Consider the following 24,441-nt stretch of genomic DNA (forward strand, 5'->3'; position numbering starts at 1 on the left):
CGGGGCCGGGGTGGGCGACCACTCCGGCCCCGTTCAGTTCCGCGGGCTCAACCCCGCCACCGTCAGCCGGAACAGCCGGTCCGCCCGCGCGGCCGGATCGGGATGGTGCTCGGTGGCCAGAACGATGCCGACGATGACGGCGATCAGGTCTCCGACAGTGACCTCCGGTGCCACCACGCCGTCTCCTGCGGCCCGGCGCAAGAGCGGTTCACCGGCGTTTTCCAGCGCCGACGAGCAGGAATTTTCGTGTACCGGGCCGTCATAGGCGAGGGCGGCCGCCAACCCCCGGGCGGAGACGCAGTAGGCGACGACCTCGTCGAGCCACTCCATGAGCGAGGCCCTGCTGTCGCCCTTGCCGGTCAGTTCGGCGGCGCGGGCGCACAGTGCCTCGATCCGGTGCGCGGACACCGCCTCCAGCAGGGCGCGGCGAGTGGGGAAGTGGCGGCGGACCGTCGCCGAACCGACGTTCGCGGTGCGGGCGATCTGTTCCAGTGAGGCCCCGGCGCCGTGCGCGGCGACCTCCTCCTCGGCGACCGCGAGGATGCGCGCGTAGTTGCGCCGCGCGTCGGCGCGCTGTCCGTCGGACATGCCTTCACCTCGTTGGTTGCGTAAGTGGCGGGCCCCGCCATATCGTAGCGGACGATAAGTGGCGGACCCCGCCACTTACCTTCGCGAAGGAGCGATCATGTCCGCAGAACCCGTTCTGGTCACCGGTGCCACCGGCAGGCAGGGCGGCGCGACCGCCCGTGCCCTGCTCGCGGCCGGCGTCCCCGTCCGTGCCCTGGTGCGCGATCCGGCCAGGGCCAGGTCCATCGAAGCGCTCGGCGCCGAACTCGTCGTCGGCGATCTCCACGACATCGATTCCCTGGTCCGGGCTGTCAAGGGCGCTCGCGCCGTGTTCTCCGTGCAGATGCCCGGTATGAGCGCGGAAGGCTTCGACTTCGCCGGGGAAGTGACTCAGGGGGCCAACCTCGTCGAGGCCGCGAAAGCCGCCGACGTGCCGCAGTTCGTGCACACGTCCGTTTCCGGTGCGGGTCAGCACATCGAAGCTCCCGGCTGGGCCGAGGGACGCTGGGCGTCGATGGAGCCCACGCTCGGTGCCAAGGCCGCGATCCAGGACCGGGTCCGGGCGGCGGGCTTCGCGCGGTGGACCTTGCTCAAGCCGGGGTTTTTCATGGAGAACTTCCTGCCGTCCATGAAGTTCCTGTTCCCGCGAGGCATCGACGGTGGTCTGGTGAGCGTCATCAAGCCGGAGACCCGCCTCTCGCTGGCGGCGGTGGACGACATCGGCACCGCGGCCGCGGCGGCCATCGCCGAGCCGGAGCGTTTCGACGGCGTCGAACTGGAGCTGGCGAGCGACTTCCTGTCGATGCGGGAGATCGCCGAGATCCTCTCCCGCGCTTCCGGTACGCGACTGTCCGCGCCGGACATGACGGTGGAGCAGGCGCTCGCCGCCGGAATGCCGCCGATGGGCGCTTCGCACGAGTGGCTGAACGTCGCCGGGCAGCCGGGGCGCCCGGAGTACGCGAAGGAACTGGGGCTTCCGCTCACCGGTTTCGACGAGTGGACGCGGAAATACCTGCGTCCCGGGGCCTGACCTGTGTGATCGTCGACGCATGTCCATCGAGCCTCTTCTGGATCACCTCGACCGCGAGAATCCCGGTGACGTCATCGGGTCCTATCTCTACGGTTCCGCCGTGGCCGGCGGGCTCCGGCCGGACAGCGACGTCGATCTGCTGCTGGTCACTCGCAGGTCGCTCACCGGTCCGGAGCGGGCGAGTCTGGTCTCGCTGCTGTTGGGTGTCTCGGGCTGGCGTGGTCACGCCGCACGCTTTCCCGAAGTCGCGGATCGCCGTCCGATCGAGCTGACCGTTCTGGTGGCGGGCGAACGGTTTCGTCGCGATTTCCAGTACGGCGAGTGGCTTCGCGAAGACTTCGTGGCCGGTCGTCTTCCCGGGCCCGCCGAGGATCCCGACGTCGTGATCCTCGTTGCCGCCGCTCATGCGGCACATCGGGTCCTGCGAGGTCCGGCACTCACCGAAGTACTCGAACCCGTTGCGGGCGAGGAGCTGCGACAGTCGGTCCGTGCCGTCGTCCCCGCCCTGATCGAGGAGATCGACGGCGACGAACGCAACGTCCTGCTCACCCTCGCCCGGGTCCTCGTGACCCTGGAAACCGGCGAGGTCGTTTCCAAGGATGCCGCGGCGGCCGCTGTCGCGCCGACGCTCGACGGCGTGGATCGCGAGTTGCTGGAACTCGCGCGAGCGGGCTACCTGGGTCTCGTCCGGGACGACTGGGCTGGACTAAGGACGGAGGCGGCCTCGCTCGCAGACCTTCTCGCGGGCCGGGCGAGGGGCGTTTGACAAAGCGGAACGGTGCTCCGTATGTTTGTGGAACATCGTTCCGCTTAGTCTTCCGTTAAGGACCAGTCATGAGCTTTTCGACCACCGCACCCGTCCTGTCGGTCAGCCCGGTGGTGCTGCCCACGCCGGATCGTGCCGTGGATCTGCAGGTCAAGGTCTCCGTGCCGGTGGCAAGAGACGGACTGCCGATCATCCTGCTGTCGCACGGCCAGGGGCCCTCGAACCATCTGTCGTCACTGAACGGCTATGCCCCGCTCGTGAATTTCTGGGCGGCACACGGGTTCGCAGTCCTTCAGCCCACTCATCTCAGCTCCAGGACGCTGAACCTGGACTCCGGAGACCCCGAAGCGCCGCTGTACTACCGGTCGCGTGCCGAGGACATGATCCGCATCCTCGACCGGCTCGACGAGATCGAGACGGCCGTGCCGCACCTTCGCGGACGCCTGGACCGGGGCAAGATCGCCGTGGCCGGGCACTCGATGGGCGGCCACACCGCGAGCCTGCTGCTCGGCGCGCGATACACCGAGCCCCGCGACGGAACGGAGGTGAACCTGGCCGATCCCCGTGTCTCCGCCGGAGTTCTGCTCGCCGCGCCCGGACGCGGTGGCGACGCCGTCACCGGGTTCGTGGCGGAGAACTACTCCTTCTTCCTGAGTACGGACTTCTCCGCGATGACGACGCCCGCGCTCGTGGTCGCCGGTGACAGGGACGCGTCCGCCCACCTGACGGTGCGCGGTCCGGAATGGCACGCCGATCCGTACTTCCTTTCGCCGGGGCGCAAGACCTTGCTCACCCTGTTCGGCGCGGAACACGGGCTCGGCGGGATCTCCGGCTACGACGTCGCCGAGACGACCGACGAGAATCCGGAACGGGTGGCCGCGGTGCAAAGGCTCACGTGGGCCTACCTTCGCAGTGAGCTCTACCCCGGCGATTCCGCTTGGCGGGAGGCGTCCGCCGAATTGACCGGCGGCTCCGACGCGGTCGGGCGGGTCGACGTCAAGTATTGAGGGGTAAGTCAAAGGTGGCGGGCTCGGTGGCGGGGGCAGGCTCCCCCGGGAGATCTGAGGAGCCTTGACTGTCCTTAAGGGACGAATTCACGGTGTAGTTGCCCAGTTTGGGCGCTTTGCGTGCTTCGTGAAGAGGGTCGTGAGTGACAAAGAGGGTTATTGAGGAGAAGGGCAAACGTGGCGTGTTCGCGGTCGGGTCGCGCCGAGCCTTCAGCGGCGCGGATCTGACCGTCCGACGAGAGCCGACCGCATCCTGACCGTCCACAGAGGACACCTTTGGGCGAGTTGATGTCTGATCGATGACTATTTGCACGCTTTGCGGGCGGGGTCGTGAGTGGTAAGGCGCGTTCTAACCCTCTTTGCCACTCACGACCCTCGTTGCGAAGCGCGCATATGGTCATTGATCAGGCATTTGCTCGCCTGAAGATGTCCTCTGTGGACAGTCGGAGTGCGATCGACTCTCGTCGGCCTGTCCAGATCCGCCCGGGCACGACCCGACCGCGAAACATGATGTCGCGAAAGCCACTTTCGAGACGTCAGGTGTCCCGAAAGTGGCTTTCGCGACATGGCCGCTAGGCATCGGACGCGGCGAAGGACGCTTTCATTCCGTCGCCAGCCTCGCCCACGAACAAGCCACCTTTGACTTGTCCCCAATAGATGTCAGCTCACCGCCGGTTCGACGGTGAGCGTTCCCGACTCCGTGTCCAGGACGGCGGCCGGTCCCAGGGGGAGGGAAAGCGGGTCCGGGCCATGTCCGACGTCGAGTCCGCCGAGCACCGGCACCCCCAGCGAGCCCAGTCGGTCCTTGAAGACGTCGACGAGAGTCCACTCGCGATCGATGTAGCCCTCGAAACCGGGAAACCGGCCGAGGGCGACACCCCGCACGCCTTGGAGTGAGCCGGATCGGATCAACTGGGTGAGCTGGCGATCGACGTGTCCGAGGCCGATGGTGCGCTCGGCTTCGAGGAACAGGATGGTTCCCGCCAGGGAAGGCAATCCGACGCCGACGGCGTGGGCGATGGTGCCGAGGTTGCCCCCGACAAGGTTGCCGGCGACGATGCCGGGTACTTCGGCGGCGACGGTCATGGCGCGCGGGTCGCGGTGCAAGGTGATGGATTCGCTGCTCATCAGCAACCGCCGGGTCGCGTTCGCGGACCGGGAGCCTGCCAGGAAGCCATGGATTCCGGCCAGTCCGCACTGCCGCCAGAGCGACAGGTGCAAGGCGGTGATGTCGCTGAAACCGACCATCGGCTTGGGGTCGGCCCGGACCGCGGCGAAGTCGATCTCGTCGGCGATGCGGTACGCGCCCGCGCCACCGCGGGTGGCGATCACCGCGCGGACACCGGGATCGCGGAACGCGTCGTTGAGATCGGACAGGCGGTCTTGGTCCCGGCCCGCCATGTACCCCCACTGGTCGAGCGCGTGCGCGCCGACTTCGGCCACCAGGCCCCAGCCTTCCAGGACCGCCCGGACTCGGCGAGCATCCGATGATCGTGTCAGAGCACCGGGATCTCCGCCCACACCGTTTTGTACCCGGCGCCGGTGTCCACACCCCAGGTGGTGCTGATCGCCTCGACCAGCGCCAGTCCTCGCCCGTGAGGGCTCGCCGGATCGTTCTTCGTCACGCGGCGTGGCTTCAGCCGCGGGCGGCGATCGTCGACTTCGACGCGGACCACGTCGCGGCCGGAGGGGACGGACACCCTCAGCTCGGCGACGCCGTCCGCGTGTTCGTGCGCGTTGGTGAGCAGTTCCGTGGTCAGGAGTTCGGTGTCCGCCATGGTGGTCCGCCCGACGCCGTCCAGCTGATCTCGCAGCCAGGCCCGGACCTGTCCCAGCGGCGGGGCGACGCCACTGGGGAATTCGTAAGCTTGCCTTGTTCCGGTTGTACCCACGCGTGTCTCCTTAGCGGGTTTCCCAGCTGGGCCAAGAGCATGGGCGCAGTGGGGGAGTACCCAAGGAGGACGGGGTTCACACGCGGGCGGGATCGGCGATCGCGGTGACCCGGATCTCGACTCGCATCTTCGGGGCGCCGAGGGCGGGAACGCCGATCTCCGTCCAGATCGGCGCCCGGTCGCCCATGTGCTCGCGGAACTGTTCGACCATGACCCGGTTGTGGGTCTCGCCGATGAAACCGGGGGACTCCGGGACGTGGTACGAGTTCACGGCGATGACGTCACGCCAGGTGGCGCCCGCCGTGGCGAGAGTCCGTTCGACGTTCTCGAAGGCCCGGACGATCTCGTCCTCCAGTGACTCCGGGAAGGTGAGGTCGTCGTCCCAGCCGCCCTGTCCCGAGATCTCGATGCGATCTCCGACGCGCACCGCTTGGCTGTAGCGCATCTCGGCCAGCTGCCGGTCGCCGTATCCGGGGGTGGCGAAGAACTCCGGCTCGGTCATGGTGGATCCTTTCGTTGACTTCATGCTTGAAGTCAACGTAGCACGGAATGACTTCACGTGTGAAGTTGCGCGATCCTGGGTAAGGTTTCGCCATGGCCACTTCCGACCAGGACGACGCGTTGTGGCTGAACCCTGCCGAAAAGGAGGCTTGGACCGGGCTGGTCTCGCTGGTCCTCCTGCTGCCGGGGAAGCTGGAGTCGCCACTGCAGCATGACGCGGGGCTGACGCTGTTCGAATACCTGACCCTCAGTCATATTTCGGAGGCTCCGGAACGGCGTCTGCGGATGAGCGAGCTGGCCTACCTCGCCAACGGTTCGCTCTCGCGTCTGTCCAATGTGGTCAAACGTTTCGAGCAGCGGGGGTGGGTCGAGCGCTCGCCCGATCCCGACGACGGCCGGTACACCCTCGCCGCGCTCACCGACGACGGTTACGACGTGGTGGTGGCCGCGGCGCCCACGCACGTCCGGTCCGTGCGGGACCTCGTGCTCGACCCCCTGACCGCCGAAGATCAGCAGGCGCTGGCCCGGATCGCCGCCAAGCTGCGGACGAGGCCGGTCGACCTCGCCTAGGGCCGACCCTCTTTCCAGGAGGAACGTGTGACAGCCGAACCGCGTGAAACGCCGCTACCGTCCGCTTTGACCCATGCCGTCCGGCGATGGCGGGACCACGGCGAACCGTCGCAGCCGGCTTCCCGCTGGTCCCGCGGTTCCTGGCTCAAGCGGTTCCCGGAGCATCATTCGTTCCTCGACGCCCTGCCGGAGCACATCGATCGGGCCGAAGCGACGCGGTACGCCGAGCGCGCCACCACACCGGAGGGCGCCGAAGGGGCTTTCCTGGTCGCGATGATCTGGGGATACGGATCGGTCGGCTACGGCGCCTGGCGCACCGCGCGCGTGCTGGCCGAGAACCCGCACGCGGTCGATCGGCTGACGGAGGTGGCCCTCGTCGCTCGAGATCGCGGCGGTGTCGCCGCGTTCCACGATCTGGCGGCCCGGCCGCTGCGGTATCTCGGTGTCGCCTTCGGTACCAAGTATCTCCGGTTCGTCACCACCGCACTGGCTCCCGCCGACGCCGGCGCCCCGATCCTGGACGCCGTCGTCCGTCGCTGGCTCGCCACTCACGCCGGCTTGCGCCTGGACATCGACGCGTGGCGGCCGGCCGTCTACGAAAAGTACGTCGCGTTGCTGGGGTCGTGGTCGGAGAAGCTCGACCTGACCGTGGACACGGTGGAGCAAATGATCTTCCGGTCGGCGATCAGCCAGGAAGGGTCGGCTCTGTGGGGTGAGCAATGGGCGAGCTCCGACGAGTCGGTGACGCCACCGTCGCCCATGCAGATGGCGGAAGCCGCACTCCTCGAACTCGAGAGGCTGTTCGACACCGCGGACACCGCACGCGCGCAGGAAGCCAGGTCCCACTTGGACGAACTGGCGCGGATCATCCCGAGGGGCTGGGCGCCCGAGACCCGGCAACCGCCCCGGGACGTCTAGCATCCGGACATGGACAGGGCTGGGGAAGACGACCTCGTCATCGAATTCGTGCCGCCTTTGATCGCGCTGCTGCTGGCCGCGGAGCGCTCGAAGGGAGGTCCTCTCACGGAGGAGGAGGTCCTCGAAATCCGTGACGGGGCAACATGTATCCGCTCGCCGAAGTCTCTGTCCGAGGCGATGGCGGAACAGCGCGGCTACACCGACCTCGACCCTGAGCGGTGCTGGGAGCAGTGGCGGTCCGTGCGGACCGAACTGGTGGAGTGAGCGCTTCGGCCACGGAAACAGGATGTGACCGCTTCGCCGATCAGGCACCCTTTGCCGCATGCCGGAGTGGTGGTGATGGCCTATGAGCGTCTCTCCCGTCCACACCCACCTCGTACCCGCCGACCTGGCTGACCGCGTCAGCCGGGTGTGGCGGCGCAGCGGGGAACTGCCGCCCGCGTTGCCGCAGCCGTCCGTGGACCTGCTCGTGTTCGCGGACGGGTCGCTGTGGTTGGCCGGGCCGGAGACGGAAGCCAGAACCGGGAGACTGACCGAGCCGTTGACGGGGGTGCGGCTGCGGCCGGGGACGTGTGCCTCGGTGCTGGGGATCGCCGCGGACGAGGTGCCTTTGGCGGGGATGCCGTTCCCTGGTTCGGGACTCGACGCCGGGCTACGGGCGTTGCGGGCACCGGCCCGTCCGGCCGATCCGGCGATCGGCCAGGTGCTCGACGCCATTCGCGCGGCCCCCGGCGCACCGGTGTCCCGGCACGCGGCCGCGGCCGGGTTGTCCGAGCGGCAGTTGCGGCGGCGATTCCTGGTGGCCGTCGGGTTGAGCCCCAAGGCCTACGCGCGAGTCGTCCGGTTGCATCGGGCGATGGCGCTGGCCCGGTCGTCTTCGGTCCCGGACTGGGCGGAGATCGCAGTCCGCAGCGGTTTCTACGACCAGCCGCACATGATCGCGGAGTTCCGGCGCGCGGTCGGGGCGTCGTGTGTCCGTTTCTTCCAAGCCGCGGCCGCGGGCGGATAGCACTCTGTGCGGATGTCCCTTGAGGAGATCTTCGCTTTCCACACGCAAGAGGTGGGTCCGGTGCGGTTCGCCGAGCCCTTCGGCGGCTGGGTGGTCACCCGGTACGCGGACGTGGACAGAGTGCTGACCGATCACGAGGTGTTCTCCTCCGACGAGCTGCGCTACAGCGCCCGGCCGGTCCCGCACGGCTCGAACCCGTTGTTGCGAGGACTGCAGGCGATCGATCCGCCCCGGCACCATGTGTTGCGCCGGATCGTGAGCCGGGTCTTCACTCCCCGGGCCATGTCGTCGCTGGAGCCGTCGATCACGGCGAGGGTCGACGCCCTGCTCGCTGCGGCCGGGCCGAGTTTCGACCTGCTCGGAGAGCTGGCCTACCCGTTGTCGGTGCACACGATCGCGGGTCTGCTCGGCGTGCGGCCGTCGCGGTGGCCCGATTTCGTCCGGTGGACCGAAGCCATCACGTCGTTCTTCGGCAGGTTCACCGAAGACGAGGCCCGCCGGACCGCCTTCCACGAGGCACTGACGGAAATGGGCGGCTACTTCCGAGAAGAGTTCGAACGCCCGGCCGGCATCATCGCGACCCTGATGGCGTCGGATCTCACCGAGCGCGAGCTGATCGACTTCTGCGCGTTGCTGCTGATCAACGGCCACGAGACGACCAAGACCCTGCTCGTGAACGCCGTCCTTTGCCTTGCCGCCCAACCGAAACCGGCCGACGTCCGCTCGGCCGTCGAGGAGGTCCTCCGCTACTTGCCGCCCACGGGCGGGACGGACCGGTTCGTCACCCGGCCCACCACCCTCGGCGGTCGGGAACTCCGACCGGGCCAGAGAGTCGTCGCGATGATCACGGCGGCCAACCGTGACCCCGGGGTCTTCACCGACCCGCACACCTTCGATCCCGGCCGGACACCCAACCCTCACCTGTCCTTCGGTCACGGCATCCACTTCTGCCTGGGCGCCCATCTCGCCCGGATGGAAGTCCGCATCGCCCTCGAAGCCCTGCTGGCCCGCACCTGGCGGATCGCCGACCTGGACACCCACCGCACCCCGGTCGGCATCGACGTCCTGAAAGCCACTCTGGCGATCACGTCGTGAAGCGGACATCCGGCCGAAGGTGACCGGCCGCTCACGTGCGGTTTACGCCGGGCTGTGGACAGGAGCCCCGCGGACGTGTTGGGCTGAGACCCGGCCGAACCGGGCCTGGTCGGTTGTTTTCTGCCCTGCGATGTCGAGGAGCGGCGCCCTGAGCCTGTGGGAGTACCTCCGAGAGAACTGGATCGACGTCGTGAACGACGCGATCCTGCACGTGGATCTCACCCTGGCGGCGATGGCGCTGGCCGTGCTGGTCGGCATGACGATCGGCCTGCTCACCTACCGGCGGCAGTGGCTCGGCGCGATGGCGACCACGACGACGGCGGCGTTCCTGACCATCCCGTCGATCGCGCTGCTGGGCATCCTGATCGGCCCGTTCGGGCTGGGGCTGACGAATGTCCTGTTCGCACTGGTGCTCTACGCGCTCCTGCCGATCACGCGCAACACGATCGTCGGGCTGCGTGGCGTCGACCCGGCCGTGGTGGACGCGGCACGAGGGATGGGGTTCGGCCGCACGCGGCTGCTGTTCCGCGTGCGGCTGCCGCTCGCCTGGCCGGTGATTCTGTCCGGTATCCGGGTCTCGACGCAGATCACGATCGGGATCGCGGCCATCGGCGCCTATGTCAAAGGCCCCGGCCTCGGCAACGAGATCTTCGACGGGCTCGGCCGGTTCGGCTCGGTCAACTCGCTGAACCAGGTACTCACCGGAACGCTCGGGATCATGGTGCTGGCGCTGCTGTTCGACCTGGCCTTCGTGGTGGTCGGCAAGCTGACCACCCGGCGACGTCCCCGTGCCCTGAGAGCGGCGACTTCGGCTGCGCCGGGGGGAGTGGCCGGAAAGGGCGGTGAGACGATCGAGCTGCGGGACGTCGGCAAGCTCTACCCCGGACGAGCGGTACCGGCGGTCGAAAGCCTGACGATGCGCATCCCCGCGGGCGAAATCGTCGTGCTGACCGGTCCGTCGGGGTGCGGCAAGACGACCACCATGCGGATGATCAACCGGCTCGTCGAGCCCACCGCGGGCGTCGTCACGATCGGCGGCACCGACGTGTCGGCGCTCGACCTCGACGAACACCGGCGCAACACCGGCTACGTCATCCAGCAGATCGGGCTCTTCCCGCACCTGCGAGTGGACGCCAACATCGGTGTGGTGCCACGGCTGCTCGGCTGGACTCGACGCCGCGTCTCCGACCGTGTGCGCGAGTTGCTCGACGTCGTCGGCCTGACCCGCGAGCACGGCGTCCGGTATCCGCGTGAGCTTTCCGGCGGTCAGCAGCAGCGCGTCGGGGTGGCGCGGGCGATGGCCGCGGACCCGCCGGTCATGCTGATGGACGAGCCGTTCGGCTCCACCGACCCGATCACGCGTGCCCGGCTGCAGGACGAATTCCTTCGCCTGCAAGGGGAAGTACGCAAGACGATCGTGTTCGTCACGCACGACTTCGACGAGGCGCTGAAGGTCGGCGACCGGATCGCCGTGCTGCGGCCGCGGTCGGTGATCGCTCAGTACGACACGCCCCAGGCGATCCTCGCCGCGCCGGCGGACGACTACGTCGCGAGCTTCGTCGGCTCGAAGCGGAATTTGAAGCGGCTCGCGCTGATCCGGGTGGGTGACCTGGACCTCCAGCCGTCGGCCGAGCCGGACGACCTGCCTTCTGTCCGCCCCGATGACACTCTGCGGGACGTGCTGGACGTGATGGTGCGGACCGGCAGCACCGCGGTCGTGGTCACCGAGGACGGCACCGCGCAGGGGGTGTGCGACGTGCCGCGTCTTGTCGCGGCGCTCCGGCCTACCGAAGAGGCGCCCGCGCCCGCGATCCCGGACGCGGTGGAGGCGCCCGGGCCGGACACGACGGTGCCCGCGCGGCCTCGCCGACGACGGCTCGGCCTGCTGGTGCGCCCGGTCCTGCTGGCCCTCGCCTTACTGGCGCTCTTTCTGATCGTGCGTGCGCAACCGCTCGACTCGATCGAACAGCGCTTTCTCAACCCCGGCGAGATCTTCACCGAACTGGGCGCGCACCTGCGGCTCACCCTGATCTCGACGGTGTGCACCATCGCCATCGCCCTCCCGCTCGGCATCCTGCTCACCCGCGCCGGCGCCCGCTGGGCCCGGCCCATCGGCCTGGGGCTGGGCAACCTCGGCCAGGCGATCCCGTCGATCGGGCTCGTCGTGCTGCTCGCGCTCTGGATCGGCACGGGCACCGCGACGGCGGTGGCGGCGCTCGTCGTCTACGCGACCTTGCCGGTGCTGCGCAACACGATCGTCGGGCTCGACGGCGTCGACCCGACCCTCGTCGACGCCGCGCGCGGCATGGGCATGGGCAAGGCGGCCATCCTGTGGCGGATCGAACTGCCGCTGGCCGTCCCGGTGATTCTCGCCGGTGTCCGGACCGCGCTGGTGCTCACCGTCGCGAGCGCGACGCTGGCGACGTTCATCGGCGCCGGTGGTCTCGGCGGCGGGCTCGTCGCCGGGATCGGGCTGTACCGCCCGATCCTGAGCCTGACCTTCGGCATCATCGTCGCCGCACTGGCGCTCTTCGTCGACTGGCTGGGGCTGGTCGCCGAGGAGGTCCTGCACCCGCGCGGCATGTAGCTCGACCGACTTCAAGGAGGACCAACCCATGCGGATGCTCCAGCGCACGACCGCTGCCGTGCTCGCGCTCGTCGTGACAACGGCGCTCGCGGCAGGCTGCACGATCGGCAAGGACGAGACCGGCGCCCAGGTGGGCGCGGGGTCCATCCAGAAGATCGACGCGCTGAACGGCGCCAAGATCCGCGTCAGCTCCAAGGAGTTCGACGAGCAGCTGCTGCTCGGCCAGATCGCCCTCGTCGCACTGCAGGCGGCCGGGGCGAGCCCGGAGGACAAGACCAACATCACCGGCTCGAGCAACGTCCGCCAGGCGCTCACCAGCGGCGCTGTCGACCTGTACTGGGAATACACCGGCACCGCCTGGATCAGCTACCTCAACCAGACCAAGCCGATCAGTGATCCGCAGGCGCAGTACGACGCGGTCAAACAGGCCGACACCGCCAACGGCGTCACCTGGTGGGCACGCTCGCCGGCCAACGACACCTACGCCCTCGCCGGGAACCCGGCGACAGTGGCCCGGACCGGCGTCAAGACGCTGTCCGACTACGCGGCCCTGGTGAAGCGGGACCCGGCCGCGGCCGCGACCTGCATGGGCCCGGAGTTCAAGAGCCGGGACGACGGGTTCCCCGGCCTGGCGAAGACCTACGGGTTCACCCTGCCCGACCCGCAGGTGCACCTGCTCAACGACGCCGTCGTCTACCCGAGCATCGGCAAGGGGGATCCGTGCGGCTTCGGCTCGGTCGCCTCCACCGACGGACGCGTGGCCGCGCAGAACCTCACCGTTCTCGAGGACGACAAGCACTTCTTCCCGACCTACAACCCCGCGATCACGATCGCCACGCCGATCGCTCAGAAATACCCGCAGCTGGAACAGGTCTTCACGCCGATCGCCGCGAAGCTCGACACCGCGACGCTCACGGACCTGAACAAGAAGGTCAGCGTCGACGGCCAGAAGGCCGCCACGGTCGCCCGCGACTGGCTCAAGTCGGCGGGTTTCATCAGCTGACGTTCCCGCCGGCGTGCGGAGGGCCCACCAGCGTGACGTCGCGGGGCCGGTAGCCGTCGAAGTAGGGCATCGGCGGGTGGGTGAGGATCAGCAGGATCACGGCCAGCGCACCGAATCGCGGCAGGTCGAGTTCCCGGCTGCCCAACCGGAGCCACAGTACGAGGACGAAGTTCGTGATGAGCAGGAATCCCCAGCGTGCCTCGTCCCATCCGCCGAAGGCCAGCAGCACCGGCGCCACCACCGCGGCGAGCGACAGCAGGGTCGCCGCCGAAGGCCGGTGCAGCATCAGGAAACCGGCCACCACCACCAGCAGGGTAGGCAGCAGGTAGAGCAGGACGCCGGTGATCGAGTAGAGCTGCCAGCTCTGCGCCTGGGTGCGGTCGAACAGTTCGAGCGCGTCGGCGCGGTAAGGGAAACCCGCGTTCGCCAGAACCTGCCGGAACTTCTGCACCGCACCCGCCTCGGCAGGCGGCACCGCCAGCACCACCAGCCCGGCGGCCACGGACGGCGCGAGCACCGCGCAGGCTTTCCGGAAGGGGAGCTTCCGCAGTGCCACGAAGCCGAAGACCGGAACCACCGTGAGCAACGCGATTTCGTGCGTCAGCACGGAAGCCGCCAGCAAGGCACCGGCGGACAGCGGCCGGTTGCGGTGCAGCGCCCACAAAGCGGCGAACAGCAACAGGTACACCACCTGGTCGAGGTAACCGACCTCATGGAACAGGTAGCCGCCGGTCGGCAGCAGCAGCCAGCCGATGACGAGGAATCGCCTGCTCACCGAAGAAGCGCGGAAGAACGCGACCACCAGTGCCGCCAGCACCATCAGCAGCACGGCGAAGCCCGCGACGGCGTACACCACGTAGTGGTACCCGAACAGCGCCGCGAACGGCCGCAGCACGGTGCCGACGAGGAACCGGCGGTGAAACCCGTCGGTCAGCGAAACGGATTCGAGCGTGACGGCCCAGTCCGAAGGCGATCGGAAGCCGGTGTAGCCCGCGAGCAGCAACACGACCACGAACACCGCCGTGGCCACTCGTCGTGGCCCGTTCGCGAGCGGGAGCGCCCGCGATCGTGGTAGATCGAGTGACTGCAATCGGGCGTGAGAGGGCGCCACAGGAATGGTGCTCATAAGAACAAAATCCTTGCGTGAGAAGAAAAAGATACCGAGAAAACTCAGCGATTCACGACGGTCCGGCGGTAGTCACGGATTCCGGTGACGGTCAGAGCCGCCACGACCAGCCCGGCCAGGCTGACTTGGGCGATCGTAAGCAGGTCGAAAGTGATGATCCCGCGCTTCAGCACCAGGGTCTGCGCCACCACCAGCGCGAGGCATACGGCCAGCGCCAGCGTCCACGCCGCCGCGCGCTGGTCGATGCGGCGCCGGAGAAGCAGGTATCCGGCACCCGAGAGCGCGCACAGCCAGACGAGCGGGGACAGCCCGGCGAGCCCGCTGAGGTCGTCCGCGAAGAGGTACCCGGTTGTCACGGCGGCGACCAGACTTCCGCCGATGGCCCACCACCACGGGCGTGCCGGCGGCAGTGGGGCGTCGGCATGGAAGGCCAGCAGCAACAGCACCAGGGGAAGCCACTGCGGGGCGTAGTTCACGACCAGATCCGGGCCGAGGCTGAGCGAGTACCTGGTCAGGCCCCAGAGCGCCCCGGCGGCCAGAATCGCCATTGCGGCGATCCGCGCCGCCCGGCGCCACCCGTCCACCAGCAGGGCGAGCGGGACCAGGGCGACCGCCAGCAGGACGAGATGCCTGATCAGGTCGGACCTCAGTGCGGAGTGTATGAACGGGGACAGGTCCCCGCCAGGGTGCGCGAGCACGAGCGAGAGCCGGTCGCCCGCGTAGCCCGCGGATCTGAGCACGCCCCAGAGTAGGCCGAGGAGCACGCCCACCCGCGTCAGGTCACCCAGTGCGACCGTGCGGGCGGGTGCCGCCCGGCCCGCGAGCCGCGTCCGCACACCCAACGCCAGCAGGGCCCACAGTTCGCTCCACAGTGCCGCGCGCGCCCGCTCTCCGTGCAGGTCGAGCAGGGTGCCGACCATCTCGTCGCCGCGTTCGGCGCGGTACCAGGCCGGGAGCACCCGCACCAGCGTGCGGTACTGGGTCTCGGCGCCGATCATGCCCGCAGCTCCGCCGCCTGCGGCCACTGGCCGCGGGCCCGCAACACCGTGCTGGCGGCCTCGACGTTCGCGGCCAGCCTGCGGGTCTGATCGGCCAGCGCCGCGTCGCCCGCCCCGGTCAACCGGTAGTAGCGCCGGAGCCGGCCCTGGTGGATCTCCTCCCGGTCGTGCTCGGCCCAGCCGTCGGCGACCAGCCGGTCCAGCACGCCGTAGAGCGTGCCGACCCGCAGGCGTACCCGCTCCTCGGACAGCTCCTGCACCCGCTGGACGACTCCATAGCCATGCCGCGGCTCGTCCGCCAGCGCGATCAGCACCAGGAACGTCTGCTCGGACATACTTCGATCCGCCATGAGCCCATATATATCACAAGCCGATATATAGCGGCGGGCGTTGCTTCGTCATGTGGAGCCGGTTCGCCGTCAGGTCACGACCGGCAGTCGGGCGCCAGGTCCGCGCCGTCATCCTGCTCGTCGAGCACGACCAGGCCGGAATCCGCGCTGTCGCCGGACTCGCTGACCGGGGAAAGCTCCGCGCGCACGTCTCCGGCACCTTCCCCCTGGCCGAAGGCGCCCAGGCTCACGCACTCGGAGAGACCGGCCACACCACGGGCAAACTGGTCATCACCGTGCGCTGACCCCGATGGCCCGGCCATCGCCACCATCGTTTCTTGCGCTACTAGGGTTCTGGAACACGGCGACTGTCGGCAAAGGGGTGGGGATGGCCATCAGGTGGCTGAAGCGAGAGGGCTGTCGCTGCGATCCACAGTGGCCGTCGCTGGTCACGGAGCAGTACGGCTACTCGATGCCCGCAATTCCTGATGAGCACGGCAGTCCGTGGACCCGCGCGAATGATCTTCGTGCGCGGTGCGGAGTCTGCGATGCCGCCTACTCCGGGAACTTCGTGATAGCGCCGGGGACGCCGCCGCCGTTCAAGTGGGCGAGAGAAGCAGAAAATTAGGGGCATCCACGGCTACTAGTGGGCGGTCATGCTGAAGGGCGGTGCCCCCGGCTGGGATAGTCGGCTTGTGCCGAACCTCGACTTCTACGCTGTTGGCGACGATTGGGCCGCGGTCCTTGAGACCGTCTTCGGTCTCGGTTTGTTCCGTGTCTTCGAGTCGGACTCGGAGCCGGGCCGTGAGCTGCGTGAGTTCCACGCCGCCGCGGAGGTCCCTGGCGGCCGGGCGGGACGAAGTCTGGCGTTGTTCGCCATCGGGTCGGGGCCGGGGCCCCTCGCGAAAAGGATCGAGTTCCTTCCGGGAGTGCATCCTGACGCCACTTTTCGGTACTGCTACGAGGGCTGGGGGCTCATCCAGCTCCACCACGGCGGGGTGGCCGGGACGCAGCAGTTGCGGTGGAGTCATACGAACCACAACTCGGAGAAGCGGGCTGCGGCCTGGTCCGCGACCTTGCAGCGACTCGGTGACCCCGCCGAGTGGAACTGGGCGACGGTCACCAGTGCCTCCGGCCGGCTCAACCGCGCTATTCGGCGGATGGCCGTGACCAAGATCGGCTCGCACCCGGTATTGCCGGACGCGGCGCGTTTCATCGACCACAACGGCTTGCGCTACGAGTACGGCACGGGCATCCACGCGACTCCGGCCGCCGGCATGAGACGGCTGTGACGGGCCACGTCTGCTCGTGCCGATGGGGCTATCGCCCGAACTCATGATCCGGCCGTTCTGGCAAGGCAAGGTCGGCCGCGTCGAGAACGGTGTGGACCGGGACGACTCGGAGTTGACCCAGCGCAGGACCCATCCGTGCTGCGGCCGGACATGATCCGAGCATCGCACGTCCTCGTATGCCGACAAGCGGGATGCTCAGCCTTGGCGAGCCGGTCGAATGGTCAGGTCCCCGATTTCGACGTCCTCGGGCTGGTCGATCGCGAAGGCGATCGCCCGCGCCACCGCCGTGGGGTCGATCCCGAGATCGGCCATGCTCTGCCGGACCTGTTCGCGCACAGCCGGATCCTCGACGGCGTTGTCGACGAGCTCGGTGCGGACGTAGCCCGGGGAGATCGACGTCGTCCGCAGAACGCCGTCGGTGCTCTCCTGACGCAGGCCCTCCAAGAGGGTGCGGACGGCGTTCTTCGTCCCGGCGTACACCGCTTGGGTGGGGACGATCTTCAGCCCGGAGGTCGAGACGACGGTGACGAGGTGGCCACTGCCTTGACGTCGGAACACCGGCAGGGCCGCGGCGATGCCGTGCAAGATCCCCTTGACGTTCACGTCGACCATCGCCGACCAGCCTTCGACGTCCAGGTCGGCGATCGTGCTGATCTTGCTGATCCCCGCGTTGCCCACCAAGACATCCAGGCGGCCGAAGCGCTCGACGGCGACGTCCACCAGCGCCTTGAGATCGCCGGGATCGGTGACGTCCACACGAGTGGCGGCCGCCTTGCCGCCGGCGGCTTCGATTTCGGCGGCCAGCCGGTCCAGCCGGTCGGTGCGGCGGGCGCCGAGGACGACGGCCGCGCCGAGTGAGGCGAGGTGGCGAGCTGTCGCCTCACCGATCCCGCTGCTGGCGCCGGTGATGGCCACGACCTTGCCGTGAATGGTCACGAGGGATCCTCCGCTTAGAATGGACACATGTCCGATTACCCCGGCGAGCTTAGCGGACACGTGTCCGCTTCAGTCAAGAGCGGCGGTCCGCTGCGTGCGGACGCGCAGCGCAACCGCGAACGGATCCTGCGAGCGGCGCACGAACTCGTGCGGGAGCCGGGGGAGCTGAAGCTCAACGCGGTCGCGAAGGCCTGTGGCATCGGGCAGGGCACGCTGTACCGGCATTTCCCGACCCGCGAGGACCTTCTCGTCGAGGTGTATCGCCGCGAAGTGGACGACCTGGTCGCCGCGGCTCCGCGTCTGCTGGCCGCTCACAAGCCGGTGGACGCGTTGGCGGCATGGTTCGACCGGGTAGCCGCTTATGCCAGGGTCAAGCGTGACGTGTTCGCCGCCGTCGAGGCGGCGACGTGGCGTGACCTCGCCGCCCACAGCCTCGGCCCGATCGGTGAGGCGATCGAACTGCTGCTGGCCGCCGGGCGCTCGGCGGGCAGTGTCCGCGACGACGCCGAAGCCCGCGACGTCATCGTGCTCATCAGCTGGTTGTCACGGTTGGACGACGCCGAACTCGACGCGCGAGGGCCGCGGTTGCTGTCGATCCTTGTCGGCGGTCTCCGCCCGCATCACGACCCGGGCGATGCCGCCGTCCAGTCGCGGATCGCGGCGACGAACTCCTCGGGCGCGTCGGACTCCACGTAGAGGCCCGCGCCTTCGACGATCACGGTCTTGTGCTCGGGAAAGGACGCTTGCAGGCGCTCACGTTCCTGGGTGCGGAACCCGACTTGCGCGTCACTCCACACGATGAGGGTCGGCAGGTGGGCGAGATCGGCGAGACCTGCCTCGACCTCGGTGAAGAATGCCCGGCTGCCGATGATCTGGCCGGGAAGTACGGCGGACGCCTGACGCCGCCCGGGGGTGTCCATCGCCCGGCGGTAGTGGGTCATCTCGGCCGCGGTCACCTTGCGCCTTCGGTGGCCCAGGGGGACGAACGCTTTGACCACGAGGTTGAACCGCCGTGCCAGGAAACGGATCGGAGGTCCGCCGGCGATGCGGGAGAAGGATTCGAAATGGAGGATCCCGTTGACCGGCCAGGCCCAGCTGTTGGCGAGCACCAGCCGGTCGAAGACGCCCGGCCGTCGTCGCGCGGTGGCCAGGCCGATTGGGCCGCCCCAGTCCTGCCCGACCAGGGTGACTCCGTCGAGGCCGAGTGTGTCGACGAACCCGGTGACCACGTCGGCGTGCTCCGCGGGCAGATACCGGTAGCCGGGTTTCGGCGTCGACAACCCGAAGCCCGGATAGTCGAGGGCGACACACCGGAAGTCGTCGCGCAGCGCGCTGATCACGTCGCGCCAGAGGAACGACCAGGTCGGATTGCCGTGCAGGAGCAGCAAAGTCGGACCTGAACCCTCGTCGACGTAATGCACGGTGTGCCCGTCGATATCGACGAAGCGGCTTTCGAACGGGAACAGGCTGTCGTCGACCCAGGAGGGTCGCGCGCTCTCGGCCATGGCGGCCCCCTCTTGGCTCGGCCTTCCGGTAAACTTGAGCTTGTCACGCACACTTGAGATAATCAAGCAGAGGGAACCATGCGTAGTTACGGCCAGTACTGCGGGCTCGCCCGGTCCCTCGAACTCGTCGGCGACCGGTGGAACCTGCTGATCGTCCGCCAGCTCCTCATCGCCCCCGCCCGGTACCGGGACCTGATCGACGGACTCCCCGGCATCGCGACCAATCTGCTCGCAGACCGGCTCCGCGACCTCGAGGCCGCAGGGGTGATCGAGCGGCGGCTGACAGGCGAGGGGAGTGTGGTCGAGTACGCCCTCACACCGTGGGGTGCCGAGCTGCGCGAGCCGATCGAGAGCCTGATCCGCTGGTCCACCCCGCTGATGGTCCGCGGCCCGGAAGGTGACTCCTTCCGCCCGGAGTGGCTCGCCCTCGCCGTCCCCGCCCTGCTCGACACCCGGGTCAAGGTCCGCACCTCGGCGACGATCGGCCTCGAGATCGGCGACCCGCCCTTCCAGCTCCGCGCGACACGCTCCGGCTTCGAGGTCGTCCCGCAGGACGGCCGCGCCCTCGACGCCACCGTCCGCGCCGAACCCGCCTACGTGCTCGCTCTTGCCGCCGGCGCCCTCACCCTCGGCGACGCCCGCGCCCTCGGCGTGGTCCGGATCGAGGGCGACGAGTCCGTCGTCCGTACCGTTTTCGCCGCCTGAAGGCGATTCAGGGCAAGACCACGTCGACCCGCAGACCGCCGTCCTCACCGGGAACGGCGGTCACGCGGCCGTGGTGCGCGGTGGCGATCGAGCGCACGATGGACAGTCCGAGGCCGGCTCCGTCGCGGTGGTTCGTGCGATCGGCGGTGAGGCGGCGGAAGGGCTGGAAGAGCGAGCCGACCGCTTCGGCGGGCACGTGCTCGCCGGAGTTGCGCACGCTCAGCGCGGGTTCGTCCCCGACTATCACCTCGATCCGGCCGCCCGGCCGGTTGTACTTGATCGCGTTGTGCACCAGGTTGGCGATCAGCCGTTCCAGCAGGACGGCCTCACCGGACACGGTGCGCTCGGCGATCTCGCGGCGCAGGGTGAGCTCGTGCTCGGCCAGCCGCCCGTCGAACTGCGTGAGCACCGAGTCCACCAGTTCGTCCAGCCGCACCGGCACGCTGCCGGGCAGCCCGCGGTCCGCCTCGGCCAGCACGAGCAGTCCTTCGATCAGCCGCTCGTTGCGTTCGTTGACCACCAGCAGTTGCGCCGCCAGCCGCTGGACGTCGTCGCCCCCGCCGGTGACCATCGCGACCTCGGCGAGCGTCCTCTGCACCGCGAGCGGCGTACGCAGTTCGTGCGACGCGTTCGCCGCGAATCGGCGCTGCCCCTCGAAACCGGCCGCCACCCGGTCGAGCATCCTGTTCACCGCGTCCGCCAGCGCCCGCACTTCGCCGTCGGTCTGCTCCAGCCGCATGCGCTGGCCGAGGTTCTGCGGCCCCAGCAGTTCGACGGTGGCGGTGAGCTCGGGCAACGGCCGCAGCACCCACGACGCCACCGGACGCCGTATCCAGATCAGGAGCACGGCCGTCGCGACGAGCGGCAGGCTCCACAAGAGCCCGCCCGCCACATCGGCGCAGCCGGTGTCCCGCGGGCAGAAGTCGTGGTCCGCAAAGGTCCCGAGCACCATGCCCGCAGACTTGGCGAGCGGGTAGCCCAGCAGCAGGAGCGCGAGCAGGGCACCGAGGAAAACCAGTTCGACGCGGCCTCGCACCGACGCCCGTGCTCGCCTCAGGTACCCAGCCGGTAGCCCGCGCCGGGAACCGTGTGGATCACCTGTGGTGCGCCGAGTTTCTTCCGCAACGTCATCACCGTGACCCGCACCGTGTTCGTGAACGGGTCGGCGTGTTCGTCCCATGCCTTCTCCAGCAGCTCTTCCGCGCTGACAGCCCGTCCCTCGGCCCGCAGCAACACTTCCAGGACGGCGAACTCCTTGGGAGACAACGACAAGGGCCGCCCGTCCCGGGACGCGAACCGTTTCGCCGGGTCCAGTTCGACGCCGGCCCGGTCCAGCACCGGCGGCAGCGCCGGACGGGCTCGCCGGGCCAGCGCGTGCACCCGGGCGACGAGTTCGGCGAAGGCGAACGGCTTGGTGAGGTAGTCGTCCGCGCCGAGGCCGAGCCCGTCGACACGGTCACGGATGCCCGCCGCGGCCGTGAGCATCAGCACGCGCGTCTCCCCGTCGCCTCCGGCGATCTTCCGGCAGACCTCGTCGCCGTGCACCAGCGGGAGGTCACGGTCGAGCAGCACGACGTCGTACCGGTGGACCGCGACGCGTTCGAGCGCGGCATCGCCGTCGTAGCAGACGTCCACCGCCATGCCCAGATGCCGCAGACCTTCGGTGATGGAATCCGCCAGCATCCGTTCGTCTTCGGCCACGAGTACGCGCATCAACCATTCCCCACGTGCCTCAGTAGAACGCCGGACGGATAAAGGCCCGATAAAAGTCGATCTTAACGGCCCGGGATCACCGGCTGGCTAGACCTGCCGCATGATCTTCAACGGAAGGAGCGTGGGGGCGGCCGGGTCCGTGCTGATCGCGCTCGGCGCGTTCGGGGCTGGTGCGACCTTGCGGCACGGTCCCGTGCTGTCTGGGCAAGTCCGGACTCTCGCCACCGCCGTGCTGTACCTCGGTCTCGCGCTGCTGTTGATGGCATGGGTCCGGTTAGGACACTCGACACGCGCGGGCCGGACGAGCGCTCGTGAGGTCGTGCGGACGGCCTGGCTGTGGTGCGTCCCGCTGTTGTGCGCGCCGCCGTTGTTCAGCACCGATCTGTACACCTATCTCGCGCAGGGTGCGGTGGCACACGCCGGCCTCGATCCGTACACGCACGTTCCCGCCGAGGTTCCCGGTCCGATCACCGCCAACGCCACCGGCGATTGGTCGTACATTTCGTCGCCGTACGGGCCGCTGCACCTCCTGATCGTGAAGAGCGTGCTCGCCGTGACCGGGGAGAACCTTGCCCTCGGTGCTTTCCTGACCCGGCTGGCGATGGCGGCAGGGTTGGCCTTGCTCTGTTTCGCGGTGCCTGTCCTGTGCCGGCATCTCGGTGCCCGGCCGGAAGGTGCGCTGTGGCTGACGGTGGCGAATCCGCTGCTGGTGCTTTGCGTGGTTTCGGGCGGGCACAACGACTTGCTGATGGCCGGACTGCTCGCGGCAGGCACGGCGTTCGTGCTTTCTCATACGCCGGTGGCCGGGTTCGCGGCGGTCGCGCTGGCCGCGGCGGTGAAGGTTCCCGCGGCTGTGGCGTTGCCGTTCCTGGTGTGGGTATGGGCGGCAAGGCGATCAGGCGGACCGGTTTCGCCGCGTGGGTTCTTCGCCGTGTGCGCGGCCGCGGTGTCCATTGTGGTCGTCACGTTCGGGTTGTGCACCGTCGTCGCCGGGGTCGATCTCGGCTGGATCCGGGCGCTGAGCGGGAATTCGCGGCTGGAACCCTGGCTGTCGATCCCGACCGCGTTCGGCAAGCTCGGCAGGGCGGTGCTGCCCGGCTCCGTGGACGCCGTCGCGGCGTGCCGGATCGCGGGCTGGGTCGCCCTCGCCGTTTTGGTGACGTGGCTGTGGTGGCGTTCTCGGGCGGGCGGTGCGGTGGCGGTCCGAGGAGCCGCACTGGCGCTGCTGGCGACGGTAGTGCTGGCGCCGGTGGTCTTTCCCTGGTACTTCGCCTGGCCGTTGGTGCTCGGGGCAGCGGCCGCGTGGACGGTCCCGCGTATCGCGGTCGCATCCGCCGTCTCGACGTGGCTCGTCGTGAGCACCCACCCCGACGGAGCGACTCTGCTGCCGCCTTGGGGCTTCGCGGTGCTGGCGGTGGTTTCGGCGGGCGTCGGCGTGCTGACCGCGTATGGCCCGGAGAAGCGGACACGAACTGACCGCTTCTCCTGCGATAGTTTGTCGCAACCCCTTCGACGGTGAGGAATTCGTGACCCGATGACCGTATTGGACACCCGGGCGCTCAACCGGGCGACGCTGGCCCGGCAGCTGCTGCTCGATCGCGCCGACATGCCGGTCCTCGACGCCGTCGCGCACCTGTGCGGCCTGCAAGCGCAGGAGCCGCAGGAACCGTTCGTCGGGCTCTGGTCGCGGCTGCGCGCGTTCGACCCGGCGGCGCTCTCGGACCTGCTGACCGGGCGGCGGGTGGTGCGGACCCATCTCATGCGCCGCACCGTGCACCTCCTGACCGCGGAGGACGTTCTCGCCTGGCGCGCTCGCCACGATCCCATGCTGCTTCAGCGGGTTCTCGGGGTCTATCGCCGCGAGCTCGACGGGGTGGACCTCGACGAGCTCGCGGAAGCGGGCCGCGCGGTGCTGGCCGACGGCGAGCCCCGGTCGATGGGCGAACTCGCGCGGGCGGTGGCCGAACGCTGGCCGGAGCCGGGGACGCGGGCACTGGGGGAGGTGCTGGTCGCCGCGCTCATCCCGATGGTGCAGCTGCCGCCGCGCGGACTGTGGCGGACGAAGGCGGGAGTCCGCAACGCCATGGTGTCCTCCTGGTTGGGGCGCGACGTCGATCCGGCCTCTTCGGACGATTCCGACCCGGTGGGCCAGGCGTTGGTCCGGCGTTATCTGGCCGCGTTCGGTCCCGCCGCCTCGGCCGATCTGCGTGCCTGGTGCGGCGTGGCCGGGTTGCCCGCCGCCGTGGCGGCGATGCGGGAAGAGCTGGTGTCCTTCCGCGACGAGCGCGGCCGGGAGCTGCTGGATCTGCCCGGCGCGCCACGTCCCGGCGCCGACATCCCCGCCCCGGTGCGGTTCCTGCCCGCGTTCGACAACGCGATCCTCGGCTACCACGACCGCGGCCGGATCATCGACGACGTCCACCGCGGGCTGTCGGTCGCCGGTGAACGCGTCGTCCTGGTCGACGGCCGGGTCGCCGCGAAGTGGACGGTCGTGGACGGCACCGTGGTCGTCACCCCGTTGCGGGAGCTGGCCCGCGCCGACCGCACCGCGATCGCGAAACAGGGACAGGAACTGGCGTCGTTCCTCTCCGACAAGGACAGTGACCGCGTCGAAATCGTGTCTCGCTGAGATATCGGCGGGCGGACGACATTGCGACATTCGGTGAATACTCGCCGGTGAACTCCGGACGAACGCGATTTTCGTCCGGCGAGGTGATCACGGAAAACGCAGGAACATCCGGCGCCTCTCACACCAAAGAGTGAGAGGCGCCGAAAGTCCTTCAACAGGACGGCGCAGTGCGGACATGGTCTGCGTGGCCCGCGTTCACGCCGATGACTCGTTGAGCGCCTTGACATACGGCGCTCCGGGTGACATCCGGGTCAGGCGCTAAC

Annotated in this window: 28 protein-coding genes; 17 read left to right on the forward strand and 11 right to left on the reverse strand. The window is 69.0% G+C overall.

Translation table 11 applies throughout. The features are described from left to right. Positions 1-33: 33 nt before the first annotated feature. Positions 34-588 carry a TetR/AcrR family transcriptional regulator gene (locus ACLJPX_RS02320; RefSeq protein WP_101608434.1) on the reverse strand — a complete coding sequence of 185 codons (555 nt, stop codon included), beginning with the start codon at positions 586-588 and terminating at the stop codon, positions 34-36. Positions 589-685: 97 nt separating this feature from the next. On the opposite strand from ACLJPX_RS02320, the gene ACLJPX_RS02325 reads away from it, so the two are divergent. The 3 genes from ACLJPX_RS02325 (at position 686) to ACLJPX_RS02335 (ending at position 3,370) form a co-directional block, all read left to right on the forward strand. After that, positions 686-1,597 carry an NmrA family NAD(P)-binding protein gene (locus tag ACLJPX_RS02325; protein WP_410598485.1) on the forward strand — a complete coding sequence of 304 codons (912 nt, stop codon included), beginning with the start codon at positions 686-688 and terminating at the stop codon, positions 1,595-1,597. Positions 1,598-1,616: 19 nt separating this feature from the next. Then, a complete protein-coding gene (locus ACLJPX_RS02330) occupies positions 1,617-2,363 on the forward strand; it encodes an aminoglycoside adenylyltransferase domain-containing protein (protein WP_410598486.1) in 747 nt (248 codons plus the stop codon). 68 nt (positions 2,364-2,431) lie between these two features. After that, positions 2,432-3,370, forward strand: coding sequence for an alpha/beta hydrolase family protein (locus tag ACLJPX_RS02335; protein WP_410598487.1), 939 nt, complete (start codon positions 2,432-2,434; stop codon positions 3,368-3,370). Between the two features lie 660 nt (positions 3,371-4,030). Here ACLJPX_RS02335 and ACLJPX_RS02340 read toward each other — a convergent pair. The 3 genes from ACLJPX_RS02340 to ACLJPX_RS02350 all read right to left on the reverse strand — a co-directional run bounded on the left by ACLJPX_RS02340 (position 4,031) and on the right by ACLJPX_RS02350 (position 5,764). Beyond that, a complete protein-coding gene (locus ACLJPX_RS02340; RefSeq protein WP_410598488.1) occupies positions 4,031-4,891 on the reverse strand; it encodes an LD-carboxypeptidase in 861 nt (286 codons plus the stop codon). Further along, the gene (locus tag ACLJPX_RS02345; RefSeq protein ID WP_410598489.1) at positions 4,867-5,262 is read right to left on the reverse strand and encodes an ATP-binding protein; all 396 of its coding nucleotides are present in this window, start codon (positions 5,260-5,262) and stop codon (positions 4,867-4,869) included. The genes ACLJPX_RS02340 and ACLJPX_RS02345 overlap by 25 nt, the downstream gene beginning before the upstream one ends. A gap of 76 nt (positions 5,263-5,338) precedes the next feature. Beyond that, a complete protein-coding gene (locus ACLJPX_RS02350; protein WP_410598490.1) occupies positions 5,339-5,764 on the reverse strand; it encodes a Rid family hydrolase in 426 nt (141 codons plus the stop codon). 92 nt (positions 5,765-5,856) lie between these two features. On the opposite strand from ACLJPX_RS02350, the gene ACLJPX_RS02355 reads away from it, so the two are divergent. From ACLJPX_RS02355 to ACLJPX_RS02385, 7 genes are all read left to right on the forward strand, one after another. Beyond that, complete coding sequence (locus ACLJPX_RS02355) at positions 5,857-6,333, forward strand: MarR family winged helix-turn-helix transcriptional regulator (protein WP_410598491.1); 477 nt, start codon at positions 5,857-5,859, stop codon at positions 6,331-6,333. Positions 6,334-6,360: 27 nt separating this feature from the next. Next, complete coding sequence (locus ACLJPX_RS02360; RefSeq protein WP_410598492.1) at positions 6,361-7,251, forward strand: hypothetical protein; 891 nt, start codon at positions 6,361-6,363, stop codon at positions 7,249-7,251. 9 nt (positions 7,252-7,260) lie between these two features. Beyond that, positions 7,261-7,515 carry a hypothetical protein gene (locus tag ACLJPX_RS02365; protein WP_410598493.1) on the forward strand — a complete coding sequence of 85 codons (255 nt, stop codon included), beginning with the start codon at positions 7,261-7,263 and terminating at the stop codon, positions 7,513-7,515. Positions 7,516-7,597: 82 nt separating this feature from the next. Next, positions 7,598-8,260 carry a helix-turn-helix domain-containing protein gene (locus tag ACLJPX_RS02370; protein WP_410598494.1) on the forward strand — a complete coding sequence of 221 codons (663 nt, stop codon included), beginning with the start codon at positions 7,598-7,600 and terminating at the stop codon, positions 8,258-8,260. Between the two features lie 12 nt (positions 8,261-8,272). Further along, positions 8,273-9,355 carry a cytochrome P450 gene (locus tag ACLJPX_RS02375; protein ID WP_410598495.1) on the forward strand — a complete coding sequence of 361 codons (1,083 nt, stop codon included), beginning with the start codon at positions 8,273-8,275 and terminating at the stop codon, positions 9,353-9,355. 130 nt (positions 9,356-9,485) lie between these two features. Further along, positions 9,486-11,942: an ABC transporter permease subunit gene (locus ACLJPX_RS02380; protein WP_410598496.1), complete on the forward strand. Its 2,457-nt coding sequence runs from the start codon at positions 9,486-9,488 to the stop codon at positions 11,940-11,942. A gap of 28 nt (positions 11,943-11,970) precedes the next feature. Further along, positions 11,971-12,945 (forward strand): glycine betaine ABC transporter substrate-binding protein, encoded by a 975-nt coding sequence (locus tag ACLJPX_RS02385; protein WP_410598497.1) that lies wholly within the window; start codon positions 11,971-11,973, stop codon positions 12,943-12,945. On the opposite strand, the gene ACLJPX_RS02390 is transcribed toward ACLJPX_RS02385, so the two are convergent. The 3 genes from ACLJPX_RS02390 to ACLJPX_RS02400 all read right to left on the reverse strand — a co-directional run bounded on the left by ACLJPX_RS02390 (position 12,938) and on the right by ACLJPX_RS02400 (position 15,404). After that, a complete protein-coding gene (locus ACLJPX_RS02390; RefSeq protein WP_410598498.1) occupies positions 12,938-13,975 on the reverse strand; it encodes a hypothetical protein in 1,038 nt (345 codons plus the stop codon). The two genes, ACLJPX_RS02385 and ACLJPX_RS02390, sit on opposite strands and share 8 nt — an antisense overlap. A 140-nt stretch (positions 13,976-14,115) precedes the next feature. Further along, positions 14,116-15,069, reverse strand: coding sequence for a hypothetical protein (locus ACLJPX_RS02395; protein ID WP_410598499.1), 954 nt, complete (start codon positions 15,067-15,069; stop codon positions 14,116-14,118). Then, complete coding sequence (locus ACLJPX_RS02400; protein WP_410598500.1) at positions 15,066-15,404, reverse strand: PadR family transcriptional regulator; 339 nt, start codon at positions 15,402-15,404, stop codon at positions 15,066-15,068. The genes ACLJPX_RS02395 and ACLJPX_RS02400 overlap by 4 nt, the downstream gene beginning before the upstream one ends. 65 nt (positions 15,405-15,469) lie before the next feature. On the opposite strand from ACLJPX_RS02400, the gene ACLJPX_RS02405 reads away from it, so the two are divergent. From ACLJPX_RS02405 to ACLJPX_RS02415, 3 genes are all read left to right on the forward strand, one after another. Then, positions 15,470-15,703: a zinc-binding dehydrogenase gene (locus tag ACLJPX_RS02405; protein ID WP_410598501.1), complete on the forward strand. Its 234-nt coding sequence runs from the start codon at positions 15,470-15,472 to the stop codon at positions 15,701-15,703. Between the two features lie 390 nt (positions 15,704-16,093). Next, a complete protein-coding gene (locus ACLJPX_RS02410; RefSeq protein WP_410598502.1) occupies positions 16,094-16,690 on the forward strand; it encodes a hypothetical protein in 597 nt (198 codons plus the stop codon). A gap of 22 nt (positions 16,691-16,712) precedes the next feature. Then, positions 16,713-16,844, forward strand: a complete 132-nt coding sequence (locus ACLJPX_RS02415) for a hypothetical protein (RefSeq protein WP_410598503.1) — start codon at positions 16,713-16,715, stop codon at positions 16,842-16,844. Between the two features lie 41 nt (positions 16,845-16,885). On the opposite strand, the gene ACLJPX_RS02420 is transcribed toward ACLJPX_RS02415, so the two are convergent. After that, positions 16,886-17,626, reverse strand: coding sequence for an SDR family oxidoreductase (locus ACLJPX_RS02420; protein ID WP_410598504.1), 741 nt, complete (start codon positions 17,624-17,626; stop codon positions 16,886-16,888). Positions 17,627-17,653: 27 nt separating this feature from the next. Here ACLJPX_RS02420 and ACLJPX_RS02425 point away from each other — a divergent pair, with 27 nt between their 5' ends. Beyond that, positions 17,654-18,322, forward strand: a complete 669-nt coding sequence (locus tag ACLJPX_RS02425) for a TetR/AcrR family transcriptional regulator (RefSeq protein ID WP_410598505.1) — start codon at positions 17,654-17,656, stop codon at positions 18,320-18,322. On the opposite strand, the gene ACLJPX_RS02430 is transcribed toward ACLJPX_RS02425, so the two are convergent. Beyond that, positions 18,247-19,131, reverse strand: coding sequence for an alpha/beta fold hydrolase (locus ACLJPX_RS02430; RefSeq protein ID WP_410598506.1), 885 nt, complete (start codon positions 19,129-19,131; stop codon positions 18,247-18,249). The two genes, ACLJPX_RS02425 and ACLJPX_RS02430, sit on opposite strands and share 76 nt — an antisense overlap. A gap of 78 nt (positions 19,132-19,209) precedes the next feature. On the opposite strand from ACLJPX_RS02430, the gene ACLJPX_RS02435 reads away from it, so the two are divergent. Next, entirely contained in the window at positions 19,210-19,836 is a 627-nt protein-coding gene (locus tag ACLJPX_RS02435) for a winged helix-turn-helix transcriptional regulator (protein ID WP_410598507.1), read from the forward strand. A 7-nt stretch (positions 19,837-19,843) separates the two neighbouring features. Here the strand turns inward: ACLJPX_RS02435 and ACLJPX_RS02440 are convergent, their stop codons facing one another. After that, the gene (locus ACLJPX_RS02440; RefSeq protein ID WP_410598508.1) at positions 19,844-20,872 is read right to left on the reverse strand and encodes a sensor histidine kinase; all 1,029 of its coding nucleotides are present in this window, start codon (positions 20,870-20,872) and stop codon (positions 19,844-19,846) included. Positions 20,873-20,889: 17 nt separating this feature from the next. Then, a complete protein-coding gene (locus ACLJPX_RS02445; protein WP_410598509.1) occupies positions 20,890-21,549 on the reverse strand; it encodes a response regulator transcription factor in 660 nt (219 codons plus the stop codon). A 100-nt stretch (positions 21,550-21,649) separates the two neighbouring features. Here ACLJPX_RS02445 and mptB point away from each other — a divergent pair, with 100 nt between their 5' ends. Together mptB and ACLJPX_RS02455 are read left to right on the forward strand one after the other, a co-directional pair. Next, positions 21,650-23,068 carry a polyprenol phosphomannose-dependent alpha 1,6 mannosyltransferase MptB gene (gene mptB / locus ACLJPX_RS02450; protein WP_410598510.1) on the forward strand — a complete coding sequence of 473 codons (1,419 nt, stop codon included), beginning with the start codon at positions 21,650-21,652 and terminating at the stop codon, positions 23,066-23,068. Between the two features lie 15 nt (positions 23,069-23,083). Beyond that, positions 23,084-24,178, forward strand: coding sequence for a winged helix DNA-binding domain-containing protein (locus ACLJPX_RS02455; protein WP_410598511.1), 1,095 nt, complete (start codon positions 23,084-23,086; stop codon positions 24,176-24,178). The last annotated feature ends 263 nt before the right edge of the window (positions 24,179-24,441 follow it).

This window comes from Amycolatopsis sp. lyj-90 (assembly GCF_046549035.1).
Classification (GTDB): Bacteria; Actinomycetota; Actinomycetes; order Mycobacteriales; family Pseudonocardiaceae; genus Amycolatopsis.

Excerpts from the sequence above, each read along its gene's own strand:
- ACLJPX_RS02320 (WP_101608434.1), bottom strand. The coding sequence starts at position 588 with ATGTCCGACGGACAGCGCGCCGACGCGCGGCGCAACTACGCGCGCATC.
- ACLJPX_RS02325 (WP_410598485.1), top strand. The coding sequence starts at position 686 with ATGTCCGCAGAACCCGTTCTGGTCACCGGTGCCACCGGCAGGCAGGGC.
- ACLJPX_RS02330 (WP_410598486.1), top strand. The coding sequence starts at position 1,617 with ATGTCCATCGAGCCTCTTCTGGATCACCTCGACCGCGAGAATCCCGGT.
- ACLJPX_RS02335 (WP_410598487.1), top strand. The coding sequence starts at position 2,432 with ATGAGCTTTTCGACCACCGCACCCGTCCTGTCGGTCAGCCCGGTGGTG.
- ACLJPX_RS02350 (WP_410598490.1), bottom strand. The coding sequence starts at position 5,764 with ATGACCGAGCCGGAGTTCTTCGCCACCCCCGGATACGGCGACCGGCAG.
- ACLJPX_RS02355 (WP_410598491.1), top strand. The coding sequence starts at position 5,857 with ATGGCCACTTCCGACCAGGACGACGCGTTGTGGCTGAACCCTGCCGAA.
- ACLJPX_RS02365 (WP_410598493.1), top strand. The coding sequence starts at position 7,261 with ATGGACAGGGCTGGGGAAGACGACCTCGTCATCGAATTCGTGCCGCCT.
- ACLJPX_RS02370 (WP_410598494.1), top strand. The coding sequence starts at position 7,598 with ATGAGCGTCTCTCCCGTCCACACCCACCTCGTACCCGCCGACCTGGCT.
- ACLJPX_RS02375 (WP_410598495.1), top strand. The coding sequence starts at position 8,273 with ATGTCCCTTGAGGAGATCTTCGCTTTCCACACGCAAGAGGTGGGTCCG.
- ACLJPX_RS02380 (WP_410598496.1), top strand. The coding sequence starts at position 9,486 with ATGTCGAGGAGCGGCGCCCTGAGCCTGTGGGAGTACCTCCGAGAGAAC.
- ACLJPX_RS02385 (WP_410598497.1), top strand. The coding sequence starts at position 11,971 with ATGCGGATGCTCCAGCGCACGACCGCTGCCGTGCTCGCGCTCGTCGTG.
- ACLJPX_RS02395 (WP_410598499.1), bottom strand. The coding sequence starts at position 15,069 with ATGATCGGCGCCGAGACCCAGTACCGCACGCTGGTGCGGGTGCTCCCG.
- ACLJPX_RS02400 (WP_410598500.1), bottom strand. The coding sequence starts at position 15,404 with ATGTCCGAGCAGACGTTCCTGGTGCTGATCGCGCTGGCGGACGAGCCG.
- ACLJPX_RS02405 (WP_410598501.1), top strand. The coding sequence starts at position 15,470 with ATGTGGAGCCGGTTCGCCGTCAGGTCACGACCGGCAGTCGGGCGCCAG.
- ACLJPX_RS02415 (WP_410598503.1), top strand. The coding sequence starts at position 16,713 with ATGGGGCTATCGCCCGAACTCATGATCCGGCCGTTCTGGCAAGGCAAG.
- ACLJPX_RS02425 (WP_410598505.1), top strand. The coding sequence starts at position 17,654 with ATGTCCGATTACCCCGGCGAGCTTAGCGGACACGTGTCCGCTTCAGTC.
- ACLJPX_RS02430 (WP_410598506.1), bottom strand. The coding sequence starts at position 19,131 with ATGGCCGAGAGCGCGCGACCCTCCTGGGTCGACGACAGCCTGTTCCCG.
- ACLJPX_RS02435 (WP_410598507.1), top strand. The coding sequence starts at position 19,210 with ATGCGTAGTTACGGCCAGTACTGCGGGCTCGCCCGGTCCCTCGAACTC.
- ACLJPX_RS02445 (WP_410598509.1), bottom strand. The coding sequence starts at position 21,549 with ATGCGCGTACTCGTGGCCGAAGACGAACGGATGCTGGCGGATTCCATC.
- mptB (WP_410598510.1), top strand. The coding sequence starts at position 21,650 with ATGATCTTCAACGGAAGGAGCGTGGGGGCGGCCGGGTCCGTGCTGATC.
- ACLJPX_RS02455 (WP_410598511.1), top strand. The coding sequence starts at position 23,084 with ATGACCGTATTGGACACCCGGGCGCTCAACCGGGCGACGCTGGCCCGG.